Annotated in this window: 17 protein-coding genes; 9 read left to right on the top strand and 8 right to left on the bottom strand. The window is 34.2% G+C overall.

The genetic code is table 11. The features are described 5' to 3' along the window. Positions 1–62: 62 nt before the first annotated feature. The 3 genes from rlmH to GK51_RS01190 all read right to left on the bottom strand — a co-directional run bounded on the left by rlmH (position 63) and on the right by GK51_RS01190 (position 1,856). Positions 63–536 carry a 23S rRNA (pseudouridine(1915)-N(3))-methyltransferase RlmH gene (gene rlmH / locus GK51_RS01200; protein WP_048331178.1) on the bottom strand — a complete coding sequence of 158 codons (474 nt, stop codon included), beginning with the start codon at positions 534–536 and terminating at the stop codon, positions 63–65. Between the two features lie 28 nt (positions 537–564). Continuing rightward, positions 565–1,005, bottom strand: coding sequence for a DoxX family membrane protein (locus tag GK51_RS01195; protein ID WP_053069202.1), 441 nt, complete (start codon positions 1,003–1,005; stop codon positions 565–567). 62 nt (positions 1,006–1,067) lie between these two features. Then, positions 1,068–1,856 (bottom strand): hypothetical protein, encoded by a 789-nt coding sequence (locus GK51_RS01190; RefSeq protein ID WP_156179531.1) that lies wholly within the window; start codon positions 1,854–1,856, stop codon positions 1,068–1,070. A 97-nt stretch (positions 1,857–1,953) separates the two neighbouring features. Here GK51_RS01190 and nadC point away from each other — a divergent pair, with 97 nt between their 5' ends. From nadC to priA, 3 genes are read left to right on the top strand one after another with little or no spacing between them, the layout of a single operon-like run. Then, positions 1,954–2,811: a carboxylating nicotinate-nucleotide diphosphorylase gene (gene nadC / locus GK51_RS01185; RefSeq protein WP_048331174.1), complete on the top strand. Its 858-nt coding sequence runs from the start codon at positions 1,954–1,956 to the stop codon at positions 2,809–2,811. Between the two features lie 38 nt (positions 2,812–2,849). Then, positions 2,850–3,779: a YihY/virulence factor BrkB family protein gene (locus GK51_RS01180; RefSeq protein WP_048331173.1), complete on the top strand. Its 930-nt coding sequence runs from the start codon at positions 2,850–2,852 to the stop codon at positions 3,777–3,779. Between the two features lies 1 nt (position 3,780). Beyond that, complete coding sequence (gene priA, locus GK51_RS01175) at positions 3,781–6,240, top strand: replication restart helicase PriA (protein WP_048331171.1); 2,460 nt, start codon at positions 3,781–3,783, stop codon at positions 6,238–6,240. 54 nt (positions 6,241–6,294) lie between these two features. On the opposite strand, the gene GK51_RS01170 is transcribed toward priA, so the two are convergent. Beyond that, entirely contained in the window at positions 6,295–6,990 is a 696-nt protein-coding gene (locus tag GK51_RS01170) for a LytR/AlgR family response regulator transcription factor (RefSeq protein ID WP_048331193.1), read from the bottom strand. Between the two features lie 212 nt (positions 6,991–7,202). Here GK51_RS01170 and rpsF point away from each other — a divergent pair, with 212 nt between their 5' ends. From rpsF to hisS, 6 genes are all read left to right on the top strand, one after another. Next, positions 7,203–7,541, top strand: a complete 339-nt coding sequence (gene rpsF / locus GK51_RS01165; protein WP_048331169.1) for a 30S ribosomal protein S6 — start codon at positions 7,203–7,205, stop codon at positions 7,539–7,541. Continuing rightward, positions 7,541–7,840 (top strand): 30S ribosomal protein S18, encoded by a 300-nt coding sequence (gene rpsR / locus GK51_RS01160; protein ID WP_197072705.1) that lies wholly within the window; start codon positions 7,541–7,543, stop codon positions 7,838–7,840. Before rpsF ends, rpsR begins: the two co-directional genes overlap by 1 nt. A 13-nt stretch (positions 7,841–7,853) precedes the next feature. Then, complete coding sequence (gene rplI, locus GK51_RS01155; RefSeq protein ID WP_048331166.1) at positions 7,854–8,315, top strand: 50S ribosomal protein L9; 462 nt, start codon at positions 7,854–7,856, stop codon at positions 8,313–8,315. A gap of 82 nt (positions 8,316–8,397) precedes the next feature. Beyond that, positions 8,398–9,285: a glycerophosphodiester phosphodiesterase family protein gene (locus tag GK51_RS01150; RefSeq protein ID WP_048331164.1), complete on the top strand. Its 888-nt coding sequence runs from the start codon at positions 8,398–8,400 to the stop codon at positions 9,283–9,285. Positions 9,286–9,312: 27 nt separating this feature from the next. Continuing rightward, positions 9,313–9,780 (top strand): DUF6495 family protein, encoded by a 468-nt coding sequence (locus tag GK51_RS01145; protein ID WP_048331163.1) that lies wholly within the window; start codon positions 9,313–9,315, stop codon positions 9,778–9,780. Between the two features lie 226 nt (positions 9,781–10,006). Then, positions 10,007–11,377 (top strand): histidine--tRNA ligase, encoded by a 1,371-nt coding sequence (gene hisS / locus GK51_RS01140; protein WP_048331161.1) that lies wholly within the window; start codon positions 10,007–10,009, stop codon positions 11,375–11,377. A 98-nt stretch (positions 11,378–11,475) separates the two neighbouring features. Here the strand turns inward: hisS and GK51_RS02430 are convergent, their stop codons facing one another. From GK51_RS02430 to GK51_RS01125, 4 genes are all read right to left on the bottom strand, one after another. Beyond that, positions 11,476–12,762, bottom strand: coding sequence for a T9SS type A sorting domain-containing protein (locus GK51_RS02430; protein WP_053069201.1), 1,287 nt, complete (start codon positions 12,760–12,762; stop codon positions 11,476–11,478). Beyond that, a complete protein-coding gene (locus GK51_RS01135; RefSeq protein ID WP_082132691.1) occupies positions 12,755–16,891 on the bottom strand; it encodes a LamG-like jellyroll fold domain-containing protein in 4,137 nt (1,378 codons plus the stop codon). The genes GK51_RS02430 and GK51_RS01135 overlap by 8 nt, the downstream gene beginning before the upstream one ends. A gap of 194 nt (positions 16,892–17,085) precedes the next feature. After that, on the bottom strand, positions 17,086–19,671 hold the full coding sequence (locus GK51_RS02425; protein ID WP_082132690.1) for a M14 family zinc carboxypeptidase: 2,586 nt from the start codon (positions 19,669–19,671) through the stop codon (positions 17,086–17,088). Positions 19,672–19,848: 177 nt separating this feature from the next. Beyond that, a partial coding sequence (locus tag GK51_RS01125; protein ID WP_048331160.1) for a T9SS type A sorting domain-containing protein occupies positions 19,849–20,547 on the bottom strand: 699 nt, incomplete at its 5' end.

Here is a 20,547-nt window from a genome sequence, read left to right as displayed (position 1 = left end):
TCAGTCTTTATTCTTTGTTCTAACAGTTCCGATAATTATCGGAACGGTCTTAATTCAGTTTTTCACCGATGATGATATGGTTCGTTTTTTAAAATGGTAAAAGCACGATAAAACTGCTCAACCATAAACAACCGTATCATCTGGTGAGAAAATGTCATTTTTGATAAGGATAATTTGCCTTGGGCTTTTTCATAAACGGCTTCCGAAAACCCATAAGGTCCTCCAATAACAAAAACCACTTGCTTAATTCCAGAATTCATATACTTCTGTAAATATTCTGAAAATGCTACGGAATGCATTTGCTTACCATTTTCATCCAATAAAATGAGCGTGTCTGTTGATGAAAGTTTAGCTAAAATAAGCTCACCTTCTTTTTCTTTTTGTTGCGCTTCGCTTAAGTTTTTTACCTTTTTTAAATCTGGAATTATTTCAAATTCAAACTTGATGTAATGTGATAACCGCTTCTCATAATCATCTATCAACGTTTGCAGCTGTTTATTATCAGTTTTGCCAATGGCAAGAAGTTTTATAGTCATCTGCAAATTTATTATTTTTTTTGAATATTTATCGCTTTAAAATAATGTTGCCAATAGCGTGTAGTTTTTCAACATCCCAAATCAATAAATAGATGTTTGCCAAAAGCATCAACCCAACAATAAATGGTGTTCCGGTAAAATGCATAGATGTTACAATGGCCAGAATATTAATAACTATGGGTAAATAAAGTAAAGCGCCTAAAAAAGTGGTTTTGGGAATGAGTAGGAGTAGCACAACGGTTAATTGCAGCAAGCCAATAAAGTTCCAATACCAACCAGATTGGTAAAGGGCTTCAAAAAAGAAACCAACAGGATCGTCGGTTCCCAAGGTGGTGAATCGATTTCCTACTAATTTGGTTAAACCAGATGGTACGAAAGCTACTGCTAAAAGTATGCGTGTAAACCACGTAAAAATTTTAAAAAAAAGTTGGTTATGAAGCGAAATAACTGTGGTTTTAAGTGTGGTCATGATACGTTGGTTTACTATTAGGACGATTTTGAAACAGAAATGTTACTATTAAAATATAGTCTTTAAAAGCAATGATCTTGATGACTGTAATTGGGTTCTATTTCAAATATTCCTGACCCTTCAAATCGGTTTATGGTTAGCGTTTCTTGCCAGTCTTTTTTATGTTTAGTCCAATCGTCATTTCTCAATAATTTTTTAGCGGATTGATCTGAAAAATGCGAGCCAATCAGGAAGTACTCACCATCTGGTTTTATAAAAACGGTACTGTAATGACTTCGGAATTTAAAAAAGTTGTTTTTGAAAAATCCGTTGTCTGTTACCCAGTTAAAATTCTTGTATTCGTTCGCAATTCCGTTGTTTTCATCAACCATATAAAAAATTTCAGAATTGAATCTTCCTTCAAATTTTTTAATGCATTTTTTACTATTTTTCACAAAATCTTTGCGACTTTCTATAAAAGCTTCTTCGGTTAAATTAGGGTTGTAGTTGTCAGATTCCTTTACAGAGTCTATTTCCACGTGATGAACCACTTGCATATGTTTAACATGATTTTTGTAAGCCATTTTATAAGGGTAAATGGTATCGAAAAATTTGATAATTAACGTTTTGTTTGACTCAATGTTTTCATGTGAATCACGCATCAATAATTTTCTAATTTGTGTATAAGCTGTTTGATCAATTTTACCAAATTGAAATTTTGGAAGTATTTTATAGATTATTAAGGAGTCAACTTGGTATTTATAACATTTAAAAGCGCGTAAAAGACATTTTTCAGAATAGTCTAATGAGTCGGTTTTTTTTAAATTTTCATCAATATAAACGTGGTTTTGTGCATACAGTTGTAAACCCATAAAAACGGTAAGCAGTGTTAGGAATATTTTTTTTGAATTCATTAAGAAGGTTTAAGCAAAAATGCTATATTTTCGTAGTGTCTAAAAATACTAAAAAATGATTACCCAAGACCAATTTAATAAAGAAATAGAATTAATTATAGCCAATGCCATTCGTGAAGACGTTGGTGATGGCGATCATAGTTCTTTAGCCTGTATTCCTAAAAGTGCTAAAGGTAAGGCGAAGCTTTTAGTGAAAGACAAAGGTATTATTGCAGGAGTAGAATTCGCAAAGCTGGTGTTTGCCTATATTGATAAAGACCTGAAAGTAGAAACCTTAATAGCTGATGGCAATCCTGTAAAATATGGTGATATAGTTTTTTATGTTGAAGGATCTTCGCAATCTATTTTAAAAGCGGAACGTTTGGTATTGAATGCCATGCAACGGATGAGTGCAATTGCCACAAAAACGAAAGAATTCGTAGATTTATTGGAAGGAACTGGAACCAAAGTTTTAGACACCCGAAAAACAACACCAGGAATTCGTGCTTTAGAAAAATGGGCAGTAAAAATTGGTGGTGGTGAAAATCACAGATTTGCTTTGTATGATATGATTATGCTTAAAGATAACCACATTGATTTTGCAGGAGGCATTACTAAAGCTATTGAAAAAACCAAACAATATTTAAAAGACACGAATCGTGATTTGAAAATTATTGTAGAAGCTAGAAATTTAGATGAAATAGCAGAAATATTAAAAACCGAAGGTGTTTATCGTATTTTAATAGACAATTTTAATTATAATGATACCAAGAAAGCAGTTGCTTTAATTGGCGACCAATGCTTAACCGAAAGTTCTGGAGGCATTAATGAACAAACCATCAGAAATTATGCTGAATGCGGTGTGGATTTTATTTCATCAGGTGCTTTAACGCACTCTGTTTATAACATGGATTTAAGCTTAAAAGCTGTTTAATTCCATATCTGAAAACCCGTAAAAACTAAAAATTATTCATGTCGCAACCTGTAGAAGAAAAATTGGCTAAAATTCCCGTGGTCAATTTGGTGGTTAAACTTTTAAAGAAAGTGAAACTGCCAGGTTTGGAAGGCTTGTCTTTATATGATTTGATGGAGCTCTACAGTATTGGCATTGTAAAAGGGGCTTTAACAACAAGAGCAAGTGCCATTGCGTTTAATTTTTTTACGGCTATTTTCCCCTTTCTATTATTTGTGTTAATCATTATTCCTTACGTACCAATTGACGATTTTAAAATAGAATTTCAACGCTTTTTAAATTCCTTTTTACCACCAAGCACATCCGAGTTTTTCTTTGCTAATATTTTTGAAAACATAGATAGTACAGAACGTGGTGGACTATTATCATCCGTTTTTCTGGTCTCTATGGCTTTAATGGCGAATGGAATTAATGCCGTTTTTGCAGGTTTTGAAAGCTCATATCATGAGCAATTATCACGAAACATATTTAAACAATACATGTATGCTTTAGGAGTCGCTTTAATTTTGGCTTTCCTATCTATTCTAACGGTCGCCATATTTTTGTATTTTCAAATTTATATTATGGGCAATTTACAAACCTTTGGTTATGTAGATGAGGAGAGTACTATTGTGTGGATACTTATTGGTAAATTTATATTCTTTATTGCCATGATTTATTTAGCAACAGCCACCTTGTATTATTTTGGAACACGAGAAGGAAAAGAATCTCGATTTTTCTCCATAGGTGCTTTATTTACTACCTTACTCATTATATTAACATCTTATTTATTCGGTGTTTATATTGAGAATTTCTCTCAATATAATGAGCTATATGGCTCAATTGGTGCACTTTTAATTTTGCTTTTTTATCTGTGGTTAAACAGTAATATTCTCCTAATGGGTTATGAATTGAATGCCTCATTAAATCAATTGCGAAAGGGATTTTAACATGAACAACTTTTTTATAAATGTCATATTACCTATTCCTATTGAAAACAGTTTTACGTATCGTATAACATCTGCGGAAGCCGATTTCATTAAACCAGGAATGCGTGTTTCTGTACCATTCGGTAAAAGCAAAATTTATACAGGAATTGTTCAAACGATTCATAATGATGAACCACTTATTTATGAAGCGAAAGACATTCATCAAATTTTAGATGAAACGCCAATTGTTACTCAAGCCCAATTTCAACTGTGGGAATGGATGTCTAGGTATTATATGTGTACGCTTGGTGATGTGATGCGTGCTGCACTTCCTGGCGCTTTTATTCTAGATAGTGAAAGCATTATTTCCAAGAATTTGACTTTAGAAATCAATGAAGCCGATTTAAAAGATGATGAGTTTTTAATTTTCGAAGCCTTACAACATCAAACCTCTTTGAAAATTCAAGACATTAGTAATATTGTCGATAAAAAGAATGTAATGCCTTTGGTCAAGCGCTTATTAGAAAAAGAAGCGATTTCGGTTCACGAAGAAATTTTCGATAAATACAAACCGAAACTAGTTCGTTATGTGAAACTTCAAAATAAATTTCAAGATCAACAAGCTTTACAGGAATTATTAGAAGAATTAAGTCGCGCACCCAAACAACGTGATGTGGTTTTGACGCTCTTTTCGGTAACCGCAAAAACCAAAAAACCCATTCCTGTTTCTGATTTAACAGAAGCTAGTAATAGTTCATCTGCCATTATAAAAACGTTGATAGATAAAGAGATTCTTGAGGAATATTTCATTCAAACGGATCGGGTTCAGTTTGATGATGACCAAGAAACGGAAGGCTCCAAACATTTAAATGATGCACAGGAAGTTGCTATGAAAGATATTTTAGAATCTTTCAAAAATCAGAATATTGTTTTATTGCATGGTGTTACGTCTTCTGGAAAAACAGAAATCTATGTCAAACTTATTGAAGATGCGCTAAGGCAAGGAAAACAGGTCTTGTATTTGCTTCCGGAAATTGCCTTAACAACCCAACTAGTTTCACGATTACAAAATTATTTTGGTGAGCAAGTGGCTGTTTTTCATTCTAAATATTCAAACAATGAACGTGTTGAAGTTTGGAACCAGGTGTTGAGTAATTCGCCAAAGGCACAAGTTGTTTTAGGAGCACGTTCATCCGTATTGTTGCCATTTCATGATTTAGGATTGATTATTGTTGATGAAGAGCATGAACAATCTTACAAGCAATTTGATCCTGCTCCACGTTATCATGCACGTGATACAGCTATTGTTTTAGCCAGTATTTTTAAAACGAAAACCCTTTTAGGTTCCGCAACACCGAGTTTAGAAAGTTATTTTAACGCACAACAGCAAAAATACGGTTTGGTAGAATTGTCAACGCGTTTTAATAATGTTATGATGCCAGATATTGAATTAGTGGATATTAAGGACAAACATAAGCGGAAACGTATGAAAGGCCATTTCAGTGATCGGTTGATTGAAGAAATGACAGAAACCTTGGAAGCTGGTCATCAGATTATCTTATTTCAAAACCGTAGGGGTTATTCGCCAATAATAGAATGTGAAACTTGTGGGCATTCACCACAATGTCCAAGTTGTGATGTCAGTTTAACCTATCATCAACATCGTGATCAGTTGCGTTGTCATTATTGTGGCTATCATAGTGTTATGATTAAAAAATGTGGTGCTTGTGGCAGTGTAGAATTGGATAATAAAGGTTTCGGTACCGAACAAGTAGAGAAGGAGGTAAGTATGCTATTTCCAGACTACAAAGTAGCACGTATGGATTTAGATACCACTCGTGGCAAATATGGTTACGAAAAAATTATTAGCACCTTTGAAAACCAAGAAGTCGATATTTTAGTCGGTACACAAATGCTAACCAAAGGATTGGATTTTAGAAACGTGAAATTAGTAGGTGTTATGAATGCGGATAATATGCTTAATTTTCCAGATTTTAGAGCACATGAACGCAGTTTTCAATTGTTGCTGCAAGTTTCAGGACGTGCAGGACGTACTGATAAACGTGGAAAAGTATTGATACAAACCTATAATCCACATCATAATATTCTGCAGCAGGTTTCGACTAATAATTATGCACAGATGTTTAAAGAACAGATGGACGACCGATATAATTTTAAATATCCACCCGTTTATCGTTTGGTAAAAATCACCTTAAAGCATCGTGATTATAACAAAGTGAATGTCGGAGCAGATTGGTATGCAAAATCGTTACGACAAGTTTTTAATCAGCATGTTTTAGGGCCTGAATTCCCACCAGTTTCCCGAATTAGAAATCAATATCACAAAAATATATTAGTAAAAATCCCCAATAAGCAATCGCTTGCCAAGACTAAAGCAGCCATTCTTAAAATAAACACGAGTTTTTCAAGCGTAAAGGATTTCAGACCCATTCGCGTGATCTTAAATGTGGATAATTATTAGAAATTAGAAGATTTAAAAGCAAAAAAAATCCTGATGTTTAAATCAGGATTTTTTTTAAATATTGTTTAGTGCATCGACCAGTTGGGTCTTTTTATTCCTACTTAAAGGAATTTCATAAGCACCAACCTCTACGTTTTTACTATTGAAACGATCCACTTTATCGAGATTCACGATATAGGATTTATGAATCCGTAAAAATTTCCCTTCCGGTAATTCGTGTTCAAAAGCTTTCATAGTGGATAACACGACGAGGCTTGTTTCTTCAGTAACTAATTTAACATAATCACCAAGGGCTTCAATCCACTTGATATCTTTAATATAAACTTTACGTTTTTTCAAATTGCTTTTCACAAAAATGTGTTCGCCTTCTGTTTCGTTAAAATCTAATTTAAGTTTATGTTGCTCAACAGCTTTATCAACGGCTGTATTAAAGCGCTCTCTAGTAATTGGTTTGTGTAAATAATCAGTAGCATCATAATTAAATGCTTTAAAGGCGTATTCCGTTTTACCAGTTACAAAAATAATTTGGGGTTTGTTGTTTAATACATCCAGCAATTCAAAACCATTTAATACAGGCATTTCAATATCCAAGAAAATTAAGTCTACTTTATGGGTATTTAATCCGTTTTTGGTTTCCAACGCACTATTGTACTCGGCAATTAAATTAAGAGATGGGTGATTTTCAATTAATTTAACAATCGAGAGACGTTGAATCGCGGAGTCGTCAACTACTACACAGTTTAATGTCATAACATTTTGTTTTATTTCGGTTAAGATATCGACAATAGTACAAAAAATTCGGTTAAAAACCAAAAAACATCGGTAAAACGTTTATTTTAACATTTCATTAACAAAATTGAGTTCGAATATGACAAACGTAAATTTAGTTTGAAATTATGTTGTAATATATGAAATAAATAATTACTTTTGCACCCATTTTTAACTATAAAATTTAGATTTTTATGAATCATTATGAAACTGTTTTCATCTTAAATCCCGTTTTATCTGAAGTTCAGATAAAGGAAACAGTACAGAAATACGAAGAATTTCTTGTTTCTAAAGGAGCGAAGATGATATCCAAAGAGGATTGGGGCTTAAAAAAATTAGCGTATCCAATTCAAAACAAAAAAAGTGGTTTTTATCACTTATTCGAATATCAAGTTGATGGCGAAGTTATCAATCCATTAGAAGTAGAGTTTAGACGTGATGAGCGTTTTATGCGTTACTTAACAGTAGCTTTAGATAAGCATGCTGTTTCTTGGGCAGAAAGAAGAAGAGTTAAACTTAAAGAAAAAGCGTAATTATGTCATCTATAGAGCAACAAGCAAAAGGAAAGAAAGACGGTGAAATTAGATATTTAACACCGTTAAATATAGACACGAATAAAGCGAAAAAATATTGTCGTTTTAAGAAGTCTGGTATCAAGTACGTGGATTATAAAAATCCAGACTGGTTATTAGGTTTTGTCAATGAACAAGGTAAAATTTTACCAAGACGTTTAACAGGAACTTCTTTAAAATACCAAAGAAAAGTATCTGTAGCTGTAAAAAGAGCACGTCATTTAGCATTAATGCCATATGTGGCCGATTTATTAAAATAAAATACTCATAACAATGGAACTTATATTAAAACAAGACGTTGAAAATTTAGGATTTAAAGACGATGTTGTAACGGTTAAGAACGGTTATGGTAGAAATTTTTTAATTCCTCAAAAGCAAGCTGTTTTAGCTACTATTTCTGCAAAGAAAGTATTAGCTGAAAATTTAAAGCAACGTGCATTTAAAGACAAGAAAATTATTGATGATGCTACCAAAATTGCAGAGGCTATCAAATCTTTAGAAATTAAGATTACAGCTAAAGCTACTGAAGGTGCATCAGCAGGTGATAAATTATTTGGTTCAATTACCAAAGCAGATTTAGTTGAAGCTTTTGAAAAAGAAGGACACACAATTGACAAAAAATTCATTAGTATTACTGGTGGTAGTATTAAGCGTTTAGGTCAGTATGATGCGGTAATTCGTTTACATAGAGAAGTAACTGTTGAATTACCATTCGAAGTTATTGCTCAAGCATAATTAGCATTTGCACAGTATAATAAAAACCGTTTGGACTGGCTCTAAACGGTTTTTTTAATTTCAATTTTTGTACATTTTTATTATGAGACTATCAGTATTGCTCGTTTTTCTAATTATTTTTTCGTGTAAAGATAAACCGACTGCAACGGAAGAGGTTATTCCTGACTTTTCATTAAGACCATCTGCCTTAATTCAGGCGTTTCAATACCAACCTAATGTGTCACCTTTAATTAGCGTGCATCGTGGAGGTGTTGGCTTGGTTAATTATCCAGAAAATTGTTTAGAAACGATTAAGTACGTAAATGATAGCATTGTTGCTGTTTTTGAAATAGATGTTGCCAAAACAAAAGATGGCGTTCTGGTTTTAATGCACGACAATACATTAGAACGAACAACTACAGGAACTGATAAATTAACGAATTATACCTTTGATGAACTTCAAGCTTTTAATTTAGTAGATGACTTTGGAAACGAAACCTCATATAAAATACCCAAATTTTCTGATGTTTTAACTTGGTCTAAAGCCAATAATGCCATACTAACGATTGATATTAAAAAGAGTGTAGATGTAACCGAAATTATTCAAGCTATTCGGGAAAATCACGCAGAAGATATTTCCATAATTATTACGTATGATATGGAACAAGCCAATAAAGCTTATGAATTTGCACCTGAATTATTATTATCCGTTTCCGCAAGAAATCAGCAGGAATTAGATTGGCTATTAGAATCGGATATTCCAACTCAAAATATGTTGGCATTTACAGGAACTAGATTGTCAGATACTAGTTTATATAATAATTTGCATAAAAAAGGCGTAAAAACCATGTTAGGAACGCTTGGTAACTTGGACAAACAAGCAGAAGCTAAAGGCGATTCCTTATATGTAAAATGGCAAAAATTAGGCATTGATATTTTTGCTACTGATAGACCATTTGAAGCTGCTAAAGCTTTACAGATTGAAAAATAAAAACGAATATTAAATTAATTAGTACCCATGAAATACGCAAGATTAACCAAAGAACAATTTGAAGAATTACATCAAGAGTTTATCAATTTTCTCGCGACACAAACCATTACAGCAGATGAATGGAATGATATTAAAACGAACAAACCTGAAGTTGCCGAACAGGAATTAGATGTGTTTAGCGATTTGGTTTGGGAAGGCGTTTTAAATAAAGTGGTGTATATAGAGCATATTTCGCCTCAACAAATGCATGTGTTTCATTTAAAAGATGAGCATATGCATTTGATTGCTGTAAAATTGAAAAACCCAATCGATTTAACCACCAAAGATGGTTTCAATTGGTTACGCGAAAATTTGATGGATGACGATGTTGAGTTTCTTCAAGCGAAAAAAGACTATTCAGACGATAAAAATAAAGATAAGTTTCAACTCATTCAACAAGGAGGCGTGATTACCAAAGGTGACTTATTTCAGTATTTGGATAAATTGATAAATTAGATTAAAGCATTGTCATTGCGAGGAACGACGGTAGGAGTGACGTGGCAATCTTTTGAATTGGTATCCCAATAACTATTAAAAAGATTACCAGGCTTTTTTAAATGAAAAAGCTCGTAATGACAGCTGATTATTAATTATTTTTGTTGAAGAGTTAATTTATAGTATAAATGAGTTCCGACTTTTGTCGGGATTAAAAAAGAGATTCCCACTTTCGTGGAAAAAGAGTATGGCACAAAAACCAAGTATACCAAAAGGCACGCGCGATTTTAATCCAGAGCAAGTTGCTAAACGTAATTATATATTTCAAACCATCCAGAAGCAATTTGAAACCTTCGGATTTCAACCTATTGAAACACCAAGTTTTGAAAATTCGGATACCCTTATGGGAAAATATGGTGAAGAAGGTGATCGTCTGATTTTTAAGATTTTGAATTCTGGTGATTATTTAAATAAGGTTGATGATGCCTTGTATTCTGAAAAGGATTCTAATAAAATTATCTCCAGTATTTCCGAAAAAGCCCTTCGTTACGATTTAACAGTTCCTTTTGCACGTTACGTTGTTCAACACCAAAACGAAATTGAATTCCCGTTTAAACGTTACCAAATGCAACCTGTTTGGCGAGCAGATAGACCACAAAAAGGTCGTTTCAGAGAATTTTATCAGTGTGATGCGGATGTGGTTGGTTCCACATCATTATGGCAGGAAGTAGAATTCGTTCAATTATATGACAGCGTTTTTTCGGCATTAAAACTGGAAGGTGTTACCATAAAAATCAACAATCGAAAAATACTTTCTGGAATTGCCGAAGTCATTGGAGCGAGTGATAAACTCATTGATTTTACCGTGGCTTTAGATAAACTCGACAAAATAGGCGAGGAGAAGGTAAAGGCAGAAATGCTGGAAAAAGGCATTTCGCAAGCTGGAATAGATAAATTGCAACCATTGTTTACGGTTACTGGTGATTTCAATTCGCAAATAGAACAGCTTAAATCCATTTTATCTACTTCAGAAGAAGGCAAAAAAGGTATTAAAGAATTGGCGTTTATAGATCAAGCTATTTCAGAATTGGGTTTACAATCTGCCAAATTACAGTTGGACGTGACATTAGCACGTGGTTTAAATTATTATACAGGAGCTATTTATGAAGTCTCTGCACCAGAAGGTGTCAATATGGGATCCATTGGTGGTGGTGGTCGTTATGACGATTTAACTGGTATTTTTGGTTTAAATGATGTGAGTGGTGTTGGCATTAGTTTTGGATTAGATCGTATTTATTTGGTATTAGAAGAACTGAATTTGTTCCCAGAAACGGTAACTAAAAATATTGATGTATTGTTTATCAATTTTGGTGAAACGGAAGCCTTATTTAGTCTAAAAGCAATTAAGCAACTTCGTTTAAAAGGGTTGAATGCTGAATTATATCCAGATGCTGCTAAAATGAAAAAACAAATGAATCATGCCAATAAGCGCAACATTCCATTTGTAGTTTTAGTAGGAGATAATGAAATGGAAAACAATTTGTTTACGTTGAAAAACATGATTTCAGGCGAGCAATTTGAATTGTCACTAGAGGATTTGTTCTCTAAATTAGCTTAAAAGTATTTCGAAAACAACGCGTTATATATCAACATGAAAAAAGCCCTGAAAAATTAATTTCAGGGCTTTTTTAGTTTAGTGGTTGATAATGTTTGCTATTATTTAATTATTACTTTTTTAGTTATCAGGCTACCGTCAGTTTTTTCAAGATTAATAATATAAGTTCCTGTGCTTAAGCCAGTCACTTTAATTTCTTGGTAGTTTGTTTCTTCCAGTTTATCAACACGGATTACCGATTGGCCAAGAATGTTAAACATTTCTGCAGCATCTAGATTAACCATTTTCGGATTATGAATAATGATACTGCCTTTAGTGTTCGCAAAATAAACATTTAGGTTTTCTTGCGTCGCCACGTCATCAGTGCTTAATGAATTTCCATCCGTAAATGTAATTTCAAAACGATCTGTATAATTTCCAGCGGCTAAATAGATTTCATAGTTGCCATTGGTACGTAAGTTGTGATAAATATCCAACTCCATATCATGAACAAATATGCTTAAATCATCTGGAATGTGTTCTAAACTATCAATAGTTATATTATTCAAACCATCATCGCCAGTTTTAATGTGTAATGGTAGAACTGTTTCTTCAGTAAAAGTATCAATACCTTGAATGGTGTACTTATCAGCATCAATTAACCAAGCCATATCATCTACTTGTACTTCATTTAGTAAGCCATCAAATCCCCAATCGTACGCTAAAGAAGCACGATCGTCGGCAGTTACCAATAATTGTCTGTGAATGGTATTCACGGAGTTGAAACCTAATCGAATTTTCATTCGTGTATCTACCACATCCACATTTTGTTGTGCAGACCTCATGAACAAGGAAGCAGAGCCATCTTCTTTTTGAAATACACGTTGACCATTGTTAAAAACGACATCTGCATCAGCTTCACCCAGTACAAAGAAACCTTGTCCTACAGGAATATAACGTCCTGGTGTTTTAGTGCCAATTCCAGTTGTTGGTAAATCAGGATGTGATGATGCATGATCAGCAGCTGGAGCACCACCTGAAAAGTTGTATGTTCCATAGCCACCTTCATATTCCCTAGTAATATGTGAACCGCCTCCAAAATGATCCCAGTAGTAAAGTGTACCACTGATTAATGGGTCTGCACCAGCACCATCAATTGTCGGTCCATTGTCTGTGATAAATTGTTCAGCATCAATAGCAGAAGCATATGGGTTTCCAACGAGGTATTCGTTACCTGCATTAATTCCTAATGCAACATTTCCATTATTTGGTTTACCATCAAACACATAATTTTGTTCTAATGATACAACTCCTGAAGTATTTGTAACACCTTTCATTGTAAAGCCCTCTCCAGCAAGTAATGTTCCTGTGTTTCTTACATGTTGCCATGATGCATAATCATCAGCCAATCGGTTGTTGTATTTCCATATCCAATAGTGTGCAATTTTTTAAATCGGCATCACTATTTGATCCGTTATAGCCACCAACATAAGTAATATTTGCAGGCGTTCCAGATGATGTACCATCTTTCATGACATTATTATTCATGGTGTAGCTGTAATTATTAGGATCTGCCGTGGCTGTATTTCCAACAGGAGCACTCCAATAATTATAGGTGAAAAGATCGCGTGTACCTTGTTGATCTTTTTCTAAAGAACCAGTAGCACCAACTAATAAATCACTATCTATGGTTTGTATTAATTGCGATTCACCTTCAAGATCTATTTTACCATCAATATTTAAATAATGTGTAATAGTAAGACCATTCCCAGTTTCTGTCGTATTATCACCATCAACGGTAATTTTATTGGTTTCGATAAATAAGGCTAACAGATTTCTATTGTCATTATTGGAAGAAGCTAATGCTCCATTATCCATAGTAATATTGTGGTTTGTTTCAACAATATTCCAGTCGATTGTTTGTGTGGCATCTGCAATAGAATTCGCACCTGGAATAGTTTGTAAGTTACCGTTTGCCCATGTTGCATTTGTATCCCAAGCTGAATTTGCTGTTGATAAATAGGGTAGTGGAGCGGTTTGCTTATCTACTGTTCTTAAAGTTCGTAGCGCACCTTGGTTACCATTTCCAGATTCATCTTTCGTATTTGTATAGGTATAGGTTGACATTGGATAATATCCAGCCAAACTTGACCATGGTATTGTTGCAATATCATTTTTAGTTGGCGTAACACCTTTATCTATAAAGAAAGAACCACCAACAAAACCTGAATTATCTTCAATTTCTTGATTCATTATGTAGCGTAATTGCGGAACCGTTAAGGCGGTATTCCAGATCCGTACTTCATCAATATTTCCATTGAAAAAGGCTTGAGGGGCTAGTTTAGATGCGGCACCAATAAAAAATGATTGATCTGTATTATTTGGAGCTGTTCTAGTAGCTTGCTTGTCAAAAACACCATCTACATATAATCTTGCTTCACCAGCTTGGTAAATTACGGCTACTTGATGCCATTCATTTTGAGGAATAATAGTATTGGATGTTGTTCTTTGAATAGCGCCTGAACTTGTTTTCCAAGCAATCTCAAATTGACCTATAGCATTAATTTTCAAATCATATCCTTCTGTAAAGGTTGCATCACGTTTTGATAAGATTGATTTATTTAGTGAATTAACATCACGTCTAATCCATGATGATATAGTGAAAGCTGTTGGATTGACATCCAAAGCATCTTCCATATCCATGTAGCTGGTTGTTCCATTAAAATATACGGAACGCTCAAACGTGCGTTCTGGAGCCCAACCGAATGTGATGTATTTTGTACCATCAAAATCGTAATTAGTTTTTAAAATAGCTTCGCCTAATTCATTGGTTCCTTCTCTCATAACACGGTAATCTGCCGTAGGATCGAAATTTGGTGTATCAGAAATAAACATTAAGTAACGACCATCTGGAGGCGTAGCGGTTCGTACCGCACTTTTTAATATAGCAACTTCAACGGTTGGAATATCGCCTAGAGCTGCTACTTTTTCAACTACTTTCCATGTTCTGCTTATTGCAGAGAATGAAACATTTGTTGTTAATGCAGGTGAAATAGCCGAACTCATGTTCACTTCAATATCTGGAGAAGCGGTATCTAAATCGACACCATTATTACCCCAAACTAGGAATTCTTTATCTTCTAGTTCATTGTTACCGTTTAAGTTGTTCGTATTAGAAATGTTACCCATTCCAATAGTTAATACACCTTGCGCTCTAAAACCACCATCAACTGCGTTATTAACACTTCGTGATTGTTTTTGAAGTAAGTCTGAATCATCATCGCGACCAATTCCAGCTATATCATAATTAAATACATCGTTTACTGGTGTACCTGTGTTGGCATCCCAAATTAGGGTTCCTGCACTATCGACATAATCTTGTGAGGTTCCGTTTACACCTAATGTAATACCATATTTAATAGCTAAATAAGATTGGATTCTATTACGTTCTTGTGTTAGGTTGGCATCTGTTTTTTTAGCGGAATATGTTATTACTTCAGCTATCCTTCCTTCGTAACTACCTTTAAAAGCTTCACTTCTGCCAAGAAAATATCTTGAATTAGAAACGTTTGCAAATTGTGGTAATCCCACTTCTGTATTTCCAATATTATTAGCATTATATAACAAAATATTTGCCGTTGCAGTATTAGAATTATTTTTAGAATTGATAATACCTACGTTGTTATAGCTTGCAGAAGTGCTGGTATGTGCTACACCGTATCCTCTACTAGCTACAGGGACACTGGTAGTAGATGTTGTAGCAACTGCGTATGAAATAACTTCATTATCATATCTTAAGGAATATCTACCATATCCAATTCCGGATCCATCACGCTCATCTGTAACGGGATCCTCATCACCACAAAAGACATCCATACTAGCTAAACCTGAAGTGACATTTACATCTGGAATAACTACAATAAACATATCTTGCGTATAAAAACCTGAAGATCCTATTAATGTATTTCGATTGGTGTCTGAATAATCAAAATCTTCAGTTGCGGTATCATAATCATTGTCAAAATCTACTACAGGATTAAAATTGACATTTCTATTTGGGTTATCAAAATATGTTGGTTCTAATCCGGTTGGAGCCGTTGCGTTAGATCCACGACCTTGATCTGCCCAAAGTGAAACAGGTTGCCCATTGGTATAGCCTAATCCATCTGTTCCTTTTAACCAAAGTGCTAGGTCACTTGTCACACCTCCTGGACCTTCGGTTAATGGGACAACTCCTGTGCCTTGTAGTGTGAAATTGTAAGGATTTTCGTTACTGTCATTATTTACAATAGACATGATAGCCGTTCGAGTACCGTTTGCACTAGGATTGAATGCCACAATAAAGTTGCTATTTCCAGAAGCGGCTATAGAAGCACTTGGAGCGGTTGTAACAGAAAAATCGCCTGGATTTGCGCCAGAAAATGTGATGGTTCCTATTGTTAATGGGAGTGTACCCGTATTTTGTATATTAAACGTATGACTTACTGGAGTTCCAGAACCTGTACTTCCAAAATCGGTATTGTCTCCGATTATTGGAGTTGTATCACCATCTGGTATCGTATTACTTAAACCAGTAATATTTATTTCAGGTTGTGGGGTTGTGGTAGCTATCAAAGATAAATTATCAATTGCCATATCACTACTATAATCACTTCCAGTTTCTCCTCTAAAGCGTATAGTAATAGTTTGACCGAGATATGGAGCTAAATTTAAATTTACTCGATTCCATGCTTGTCCATTAGAAGTTTGAACTTGTCCAGATTGCGACCATAAATTATAATCATATGAAAAGCCACCATTCGTACTTAATTCTACATACAAATTTCCCATATCCGCACCATACATGTGGTAATAAAATGAGAATTGAGCGCTTGTTGCAGACGTGATATCAAAACATGGACTTATTAAATTATATGTTTTATTGAAGTTTCCTGTAGCTTCCGTATATAAATATCTTGTACCTCCATTTGCTCCTGATGGACCTGTGAAATTAGAAGGTGTACCTCCAGTTCTATTTGTCCAATTTCTATCATCTGAAGTATCCTGAATCCAAGCACCAGTATTACCAAGTTCAAATCCTTCATTATAAGGAAAAGTGCTCACCGTTGATGAACAAGATCCAAAACATCCTCCATTTACATCAAAATAGATTGTTGTTCCAGAACCGTTTGCTGCACTGCTACCGCTATCTGTTAATGCAGTTGTTCCAGCTGTTGAGATTGTAATATTGGAACTGGCACCATCCCAACCATCATTTGCTGTATCATACATAATGATATAATAGTTATTTCCGTCAGGAATGCACCCAAGTACTACCGATGTTGAATAACTGTTGTCAGTACTTCCAGTATATCCGTTGTCTATTGTTTGCAACAATGTTCCGCTTGGGTTATAAATTTCAACTCTATTTTCAGCGGAATATCTAGGCCAATTAACTGATACTTCAGTGAATGTTGTTTGCGAAAACGCGTAACCTGAAAATAAAAGTACGCTAAATAGCAATAGGCACTTTCGTACTAAAATAGTAGAATTTTTCATAAGTAGTTAATTTATTAGTTTAGGGACTAATTAATTTAGTATTAATAGCTTAAGGGACAAATGTATATTTTTTATCTATGAAATGCAAATAAAATCGACGAAATGCATATCCTGTTTTTAATTATTTAACAATCAGTGTTTTAAAAAGCCATTAAAATTTACAATTTTAATGGCTTTTATACTTTTTGATTGGTTTACTGTTTAATTATACGCTTCACAACAGTTTTGTTTAAAGCTGTGTTTGTGAGTTTTATAAAATAAGTGCCAGAGGATAGTTTGTCCAGATTATTTAAAGTAATGGTCTGGTTTACAGGGCTGGTTTCTGTCATATTCATAATCATACGTCCGCTGATATCCAAAACGCTAATATTTATAGCATGGTTATCTATTAGTTTAATATTAACGGAATTGTTAAAAGGATTCGGAAATACTTTAATAGCATTGGTATCAAAATTAGAGGTGCTTAAAGTTGAATTCGTAATGTTTAACGTATAATCTTCAACTTCACCATACCCGAATGTTTCACAAGGGTCATTGGCATAAGTTCCTGTTGCACTGTAATATTTCATCAAAACACGCATTCGTGTACTTCCTAAAACGGCATTACTTGGAATGTCAAAAGTTCCGGCAACAGGTGTCGTTTGGTCTGAACTTGTTCTAAAAATGCGTTCAGCTGTTTCAAAAGTACCATTTTGGTTAAAGTCTATCCAAACGGTAATGGCTTCATTGTAGTTAGTTCCTGTCCAATGTTTGATTATACTTATAGTATTTCCTGTTGCGTTTGTTAAAACATCTAGATTTCCAAAGATGGTTGTTCCAGTATAATCAGAATAGCCCGAGGTTGTTGTTCCAACGGAATTGCTGCTTGTTCCGTTAATGGTTACATTTCCTATATATTCATCCGAAATATCATTTCCTTGTGCTTCACAAAAGCTAATATTCGTTGTCGTAAATTGTTCTGAAACGGAATAGGAGGTTCCATTTGAGCCACAATATGATTTTACTTGGAATTCATAAATAGTATTAGGCGATAGTCCAGTAATCTGATACGGATTAGACGTAATATCCAAAACTTCTGTCCAAGTTCCAGTTCCTACTTCGCGATATCTGATATCAAAACTATCAGCTGTTGTAGCTGACCATGATGCATTTGTTGAGGTAGCATCTGTTCCTGTTGTATTCAAACTGCTTGGCGCAGTAGCAGTCAATGCCGTTAATTGAATAGCACCTAAATCTTTGGTTTGATAATTAGTAATACTTTCACTAGGGATTGTAACTGACTGATAGCAAGGTGCTTCAATCAAGATAGTATATGTTCCAGCTTTAATCGGTCTGTAAAAATCACCATGGGAAATATCTGTAACCGTTTGTGAACCATAGGCATCATGACCAACCATAGTAATGGTTGCATCTATTGGATTTCCAGACATATCATCTACTACTGTTCCTCTAAAACCATAAGTGCCTTGGGTTAAAAAATCTATTAAGGCATCTCTATTATAATACCAATAATCATCTAATCTGCTTTCTTGTAATATTTTCTGGTCAGAAAGTTCAATTGTAATTTCTCTACATTGGTGGTAAAAATTCATATAATCTTGGCGACCACCATATACACGATACCATTCAGCACCATGAGTTACACCAGGGCTTACAGTTATATTGCTATCATCATCATCCGTCATATAAGACGCTTTGTAAGCATATGGAGCTCCAGGAGTACTTCCGGAATTAGCATCAGTTTGCGCATGGGTTGCATATTCTACAGAAATGTTTTCAAACCAATCATTATCCGGATGTGTATATTGACTTACATAGGCATTATCAAAAGGATAGTTTACAAGTTCTGTACCACCATGAAAGTTAGCAGAAATCACAAAGTGATTCGCTTCGGCTAAAGCCATAAAGGCTAAAGTTTCTGTTTGATATGCTTCTCCATCGTCATGAGCACCTGCAACATTATCTGGATAGTTTCTGTTTAAATCAATATTATTACCATTACCTCTTCTTGAATTTACAACCGAGGTGTTGGAAGCGCTGTTATGATATGTGCCATCTGGATTCGCACTTGGGTTAATCCAAATCTCGGTATTTTCAACTAAATTTTTAATTCTTGTATGATCTGGGTGACCTGTATTACTATAAACCGTAAGAATATAGTTTATTAATGATAACATCATTGGGTATCCGGCAATTTCATCACCATGCATAGAGGAGGTGAGCATAATTTTTGGTTCTTGCTCATCTGTAGATACATTATCAGAAATTTTTACAAAAAGAAGTTCTTTATCTCCTTGACCTGTTGTTCCTATACTTAACTTTTCAACTAAAGCAGGATAGTCATCTTCAAAATCTTGCATTTGCGCAGCATACTCCGCATATGTTGGATATGAATTGACAGGAAAAGTTAGTGTAGCGCGACTAGAAGATCTCGAGGCCAATGGTCTTACATCATAAATAAAAGCTTCATCCACCTCATTTTCATCTTTTGGAACTCCAAAAGGAATATTACGAGTTTCAAATGCTCTAAACTGTTTTTCATTTGCCCAAGCAATTACCATATTGGTGCTTGGGTCATAATTTACAATTGAAAAATCTCTAGAGTATTTTTCAACGTCTTTATGATTATTTACTTGAAAGGTAAAGGTTAATTCGCCTTTCTCTTTTAAATATTTATTTGCTTGTTTTAATGAATTTGTTTGGGCTTGCATCATACTGAATGCAAACATGAACACGAACAATGCTGTAGTGATTTTTAATTTAGAGTAGATTAATTTCATTGGGTTTTGATTTTATATATTTTGATGTGGCTAATATAAATATTTTTTTGATAAAACATCTATGAAATGCAAATAAAATCGACGAAATGCATATTGAGAATTTAATGTGTTGATTATCAGGTATAAAAAATGGCAGGTTTTTATAAACCTGCCATTAAATGATTATTACAATTTAGTTTAGAACTTAATCAGTTTTTTAACTACCGTTTGACCATTGTTTTTGTTCAATAGTTTAATTAAGTAAGGTCCTTGTTGTAATTTATCTATGTTTTGAACCGTTATTTTACCATGTACACCAGATGCTATTTGGTTATAAACTAACCTTCCATTTAAGTCGTATAACTTAATAGTAAATTGATCATTAGTTACCGCAGTAGGTAAACTGATTTCTATATACGTATTAAACGGATTTGGTTGAATACTGACATTCTCATATGTAAATTCTGACGTAGCCAAAGTGTACTGCATTACAGTAACTGTCGCACTACAAGTAGATGTGTTTCCACTGTTATCTGTTACCGTAAATACGACTGTATTATCACCAATATCACTAGTGCTAAATGTATTAGGACTTACAGAAATCGAGTTTATGCCGCAAGTATCTGTTGATCCATTATCAATTTGATCTGCTGTAATACTTGCATCTCCAAATGCATCCAGTTCAATAGATATATTTTGAACATTACATACTGGATCTTCCAAATCTCCATCATTAGTAATATCCCAAGAGCAGGTTGCCGTATTAAAGGTTGCCGTTTCATAGCATTCTGTTGTTGGTTCAACAGGTTGTGTACCAGTTACAATCCATTCACAATTTGTATTATCGAATGATCTAGTTTCCCAGCATTCTAAAGCGGTAGTTGGTTCCATAGGTTG

The sequence above is a fragment of the Bizionia psychrotolerans genome (assembly GCF_001039595.1).
This window is presented reverse-complemented; position numbering and strand designations above follow the sequence as displayed.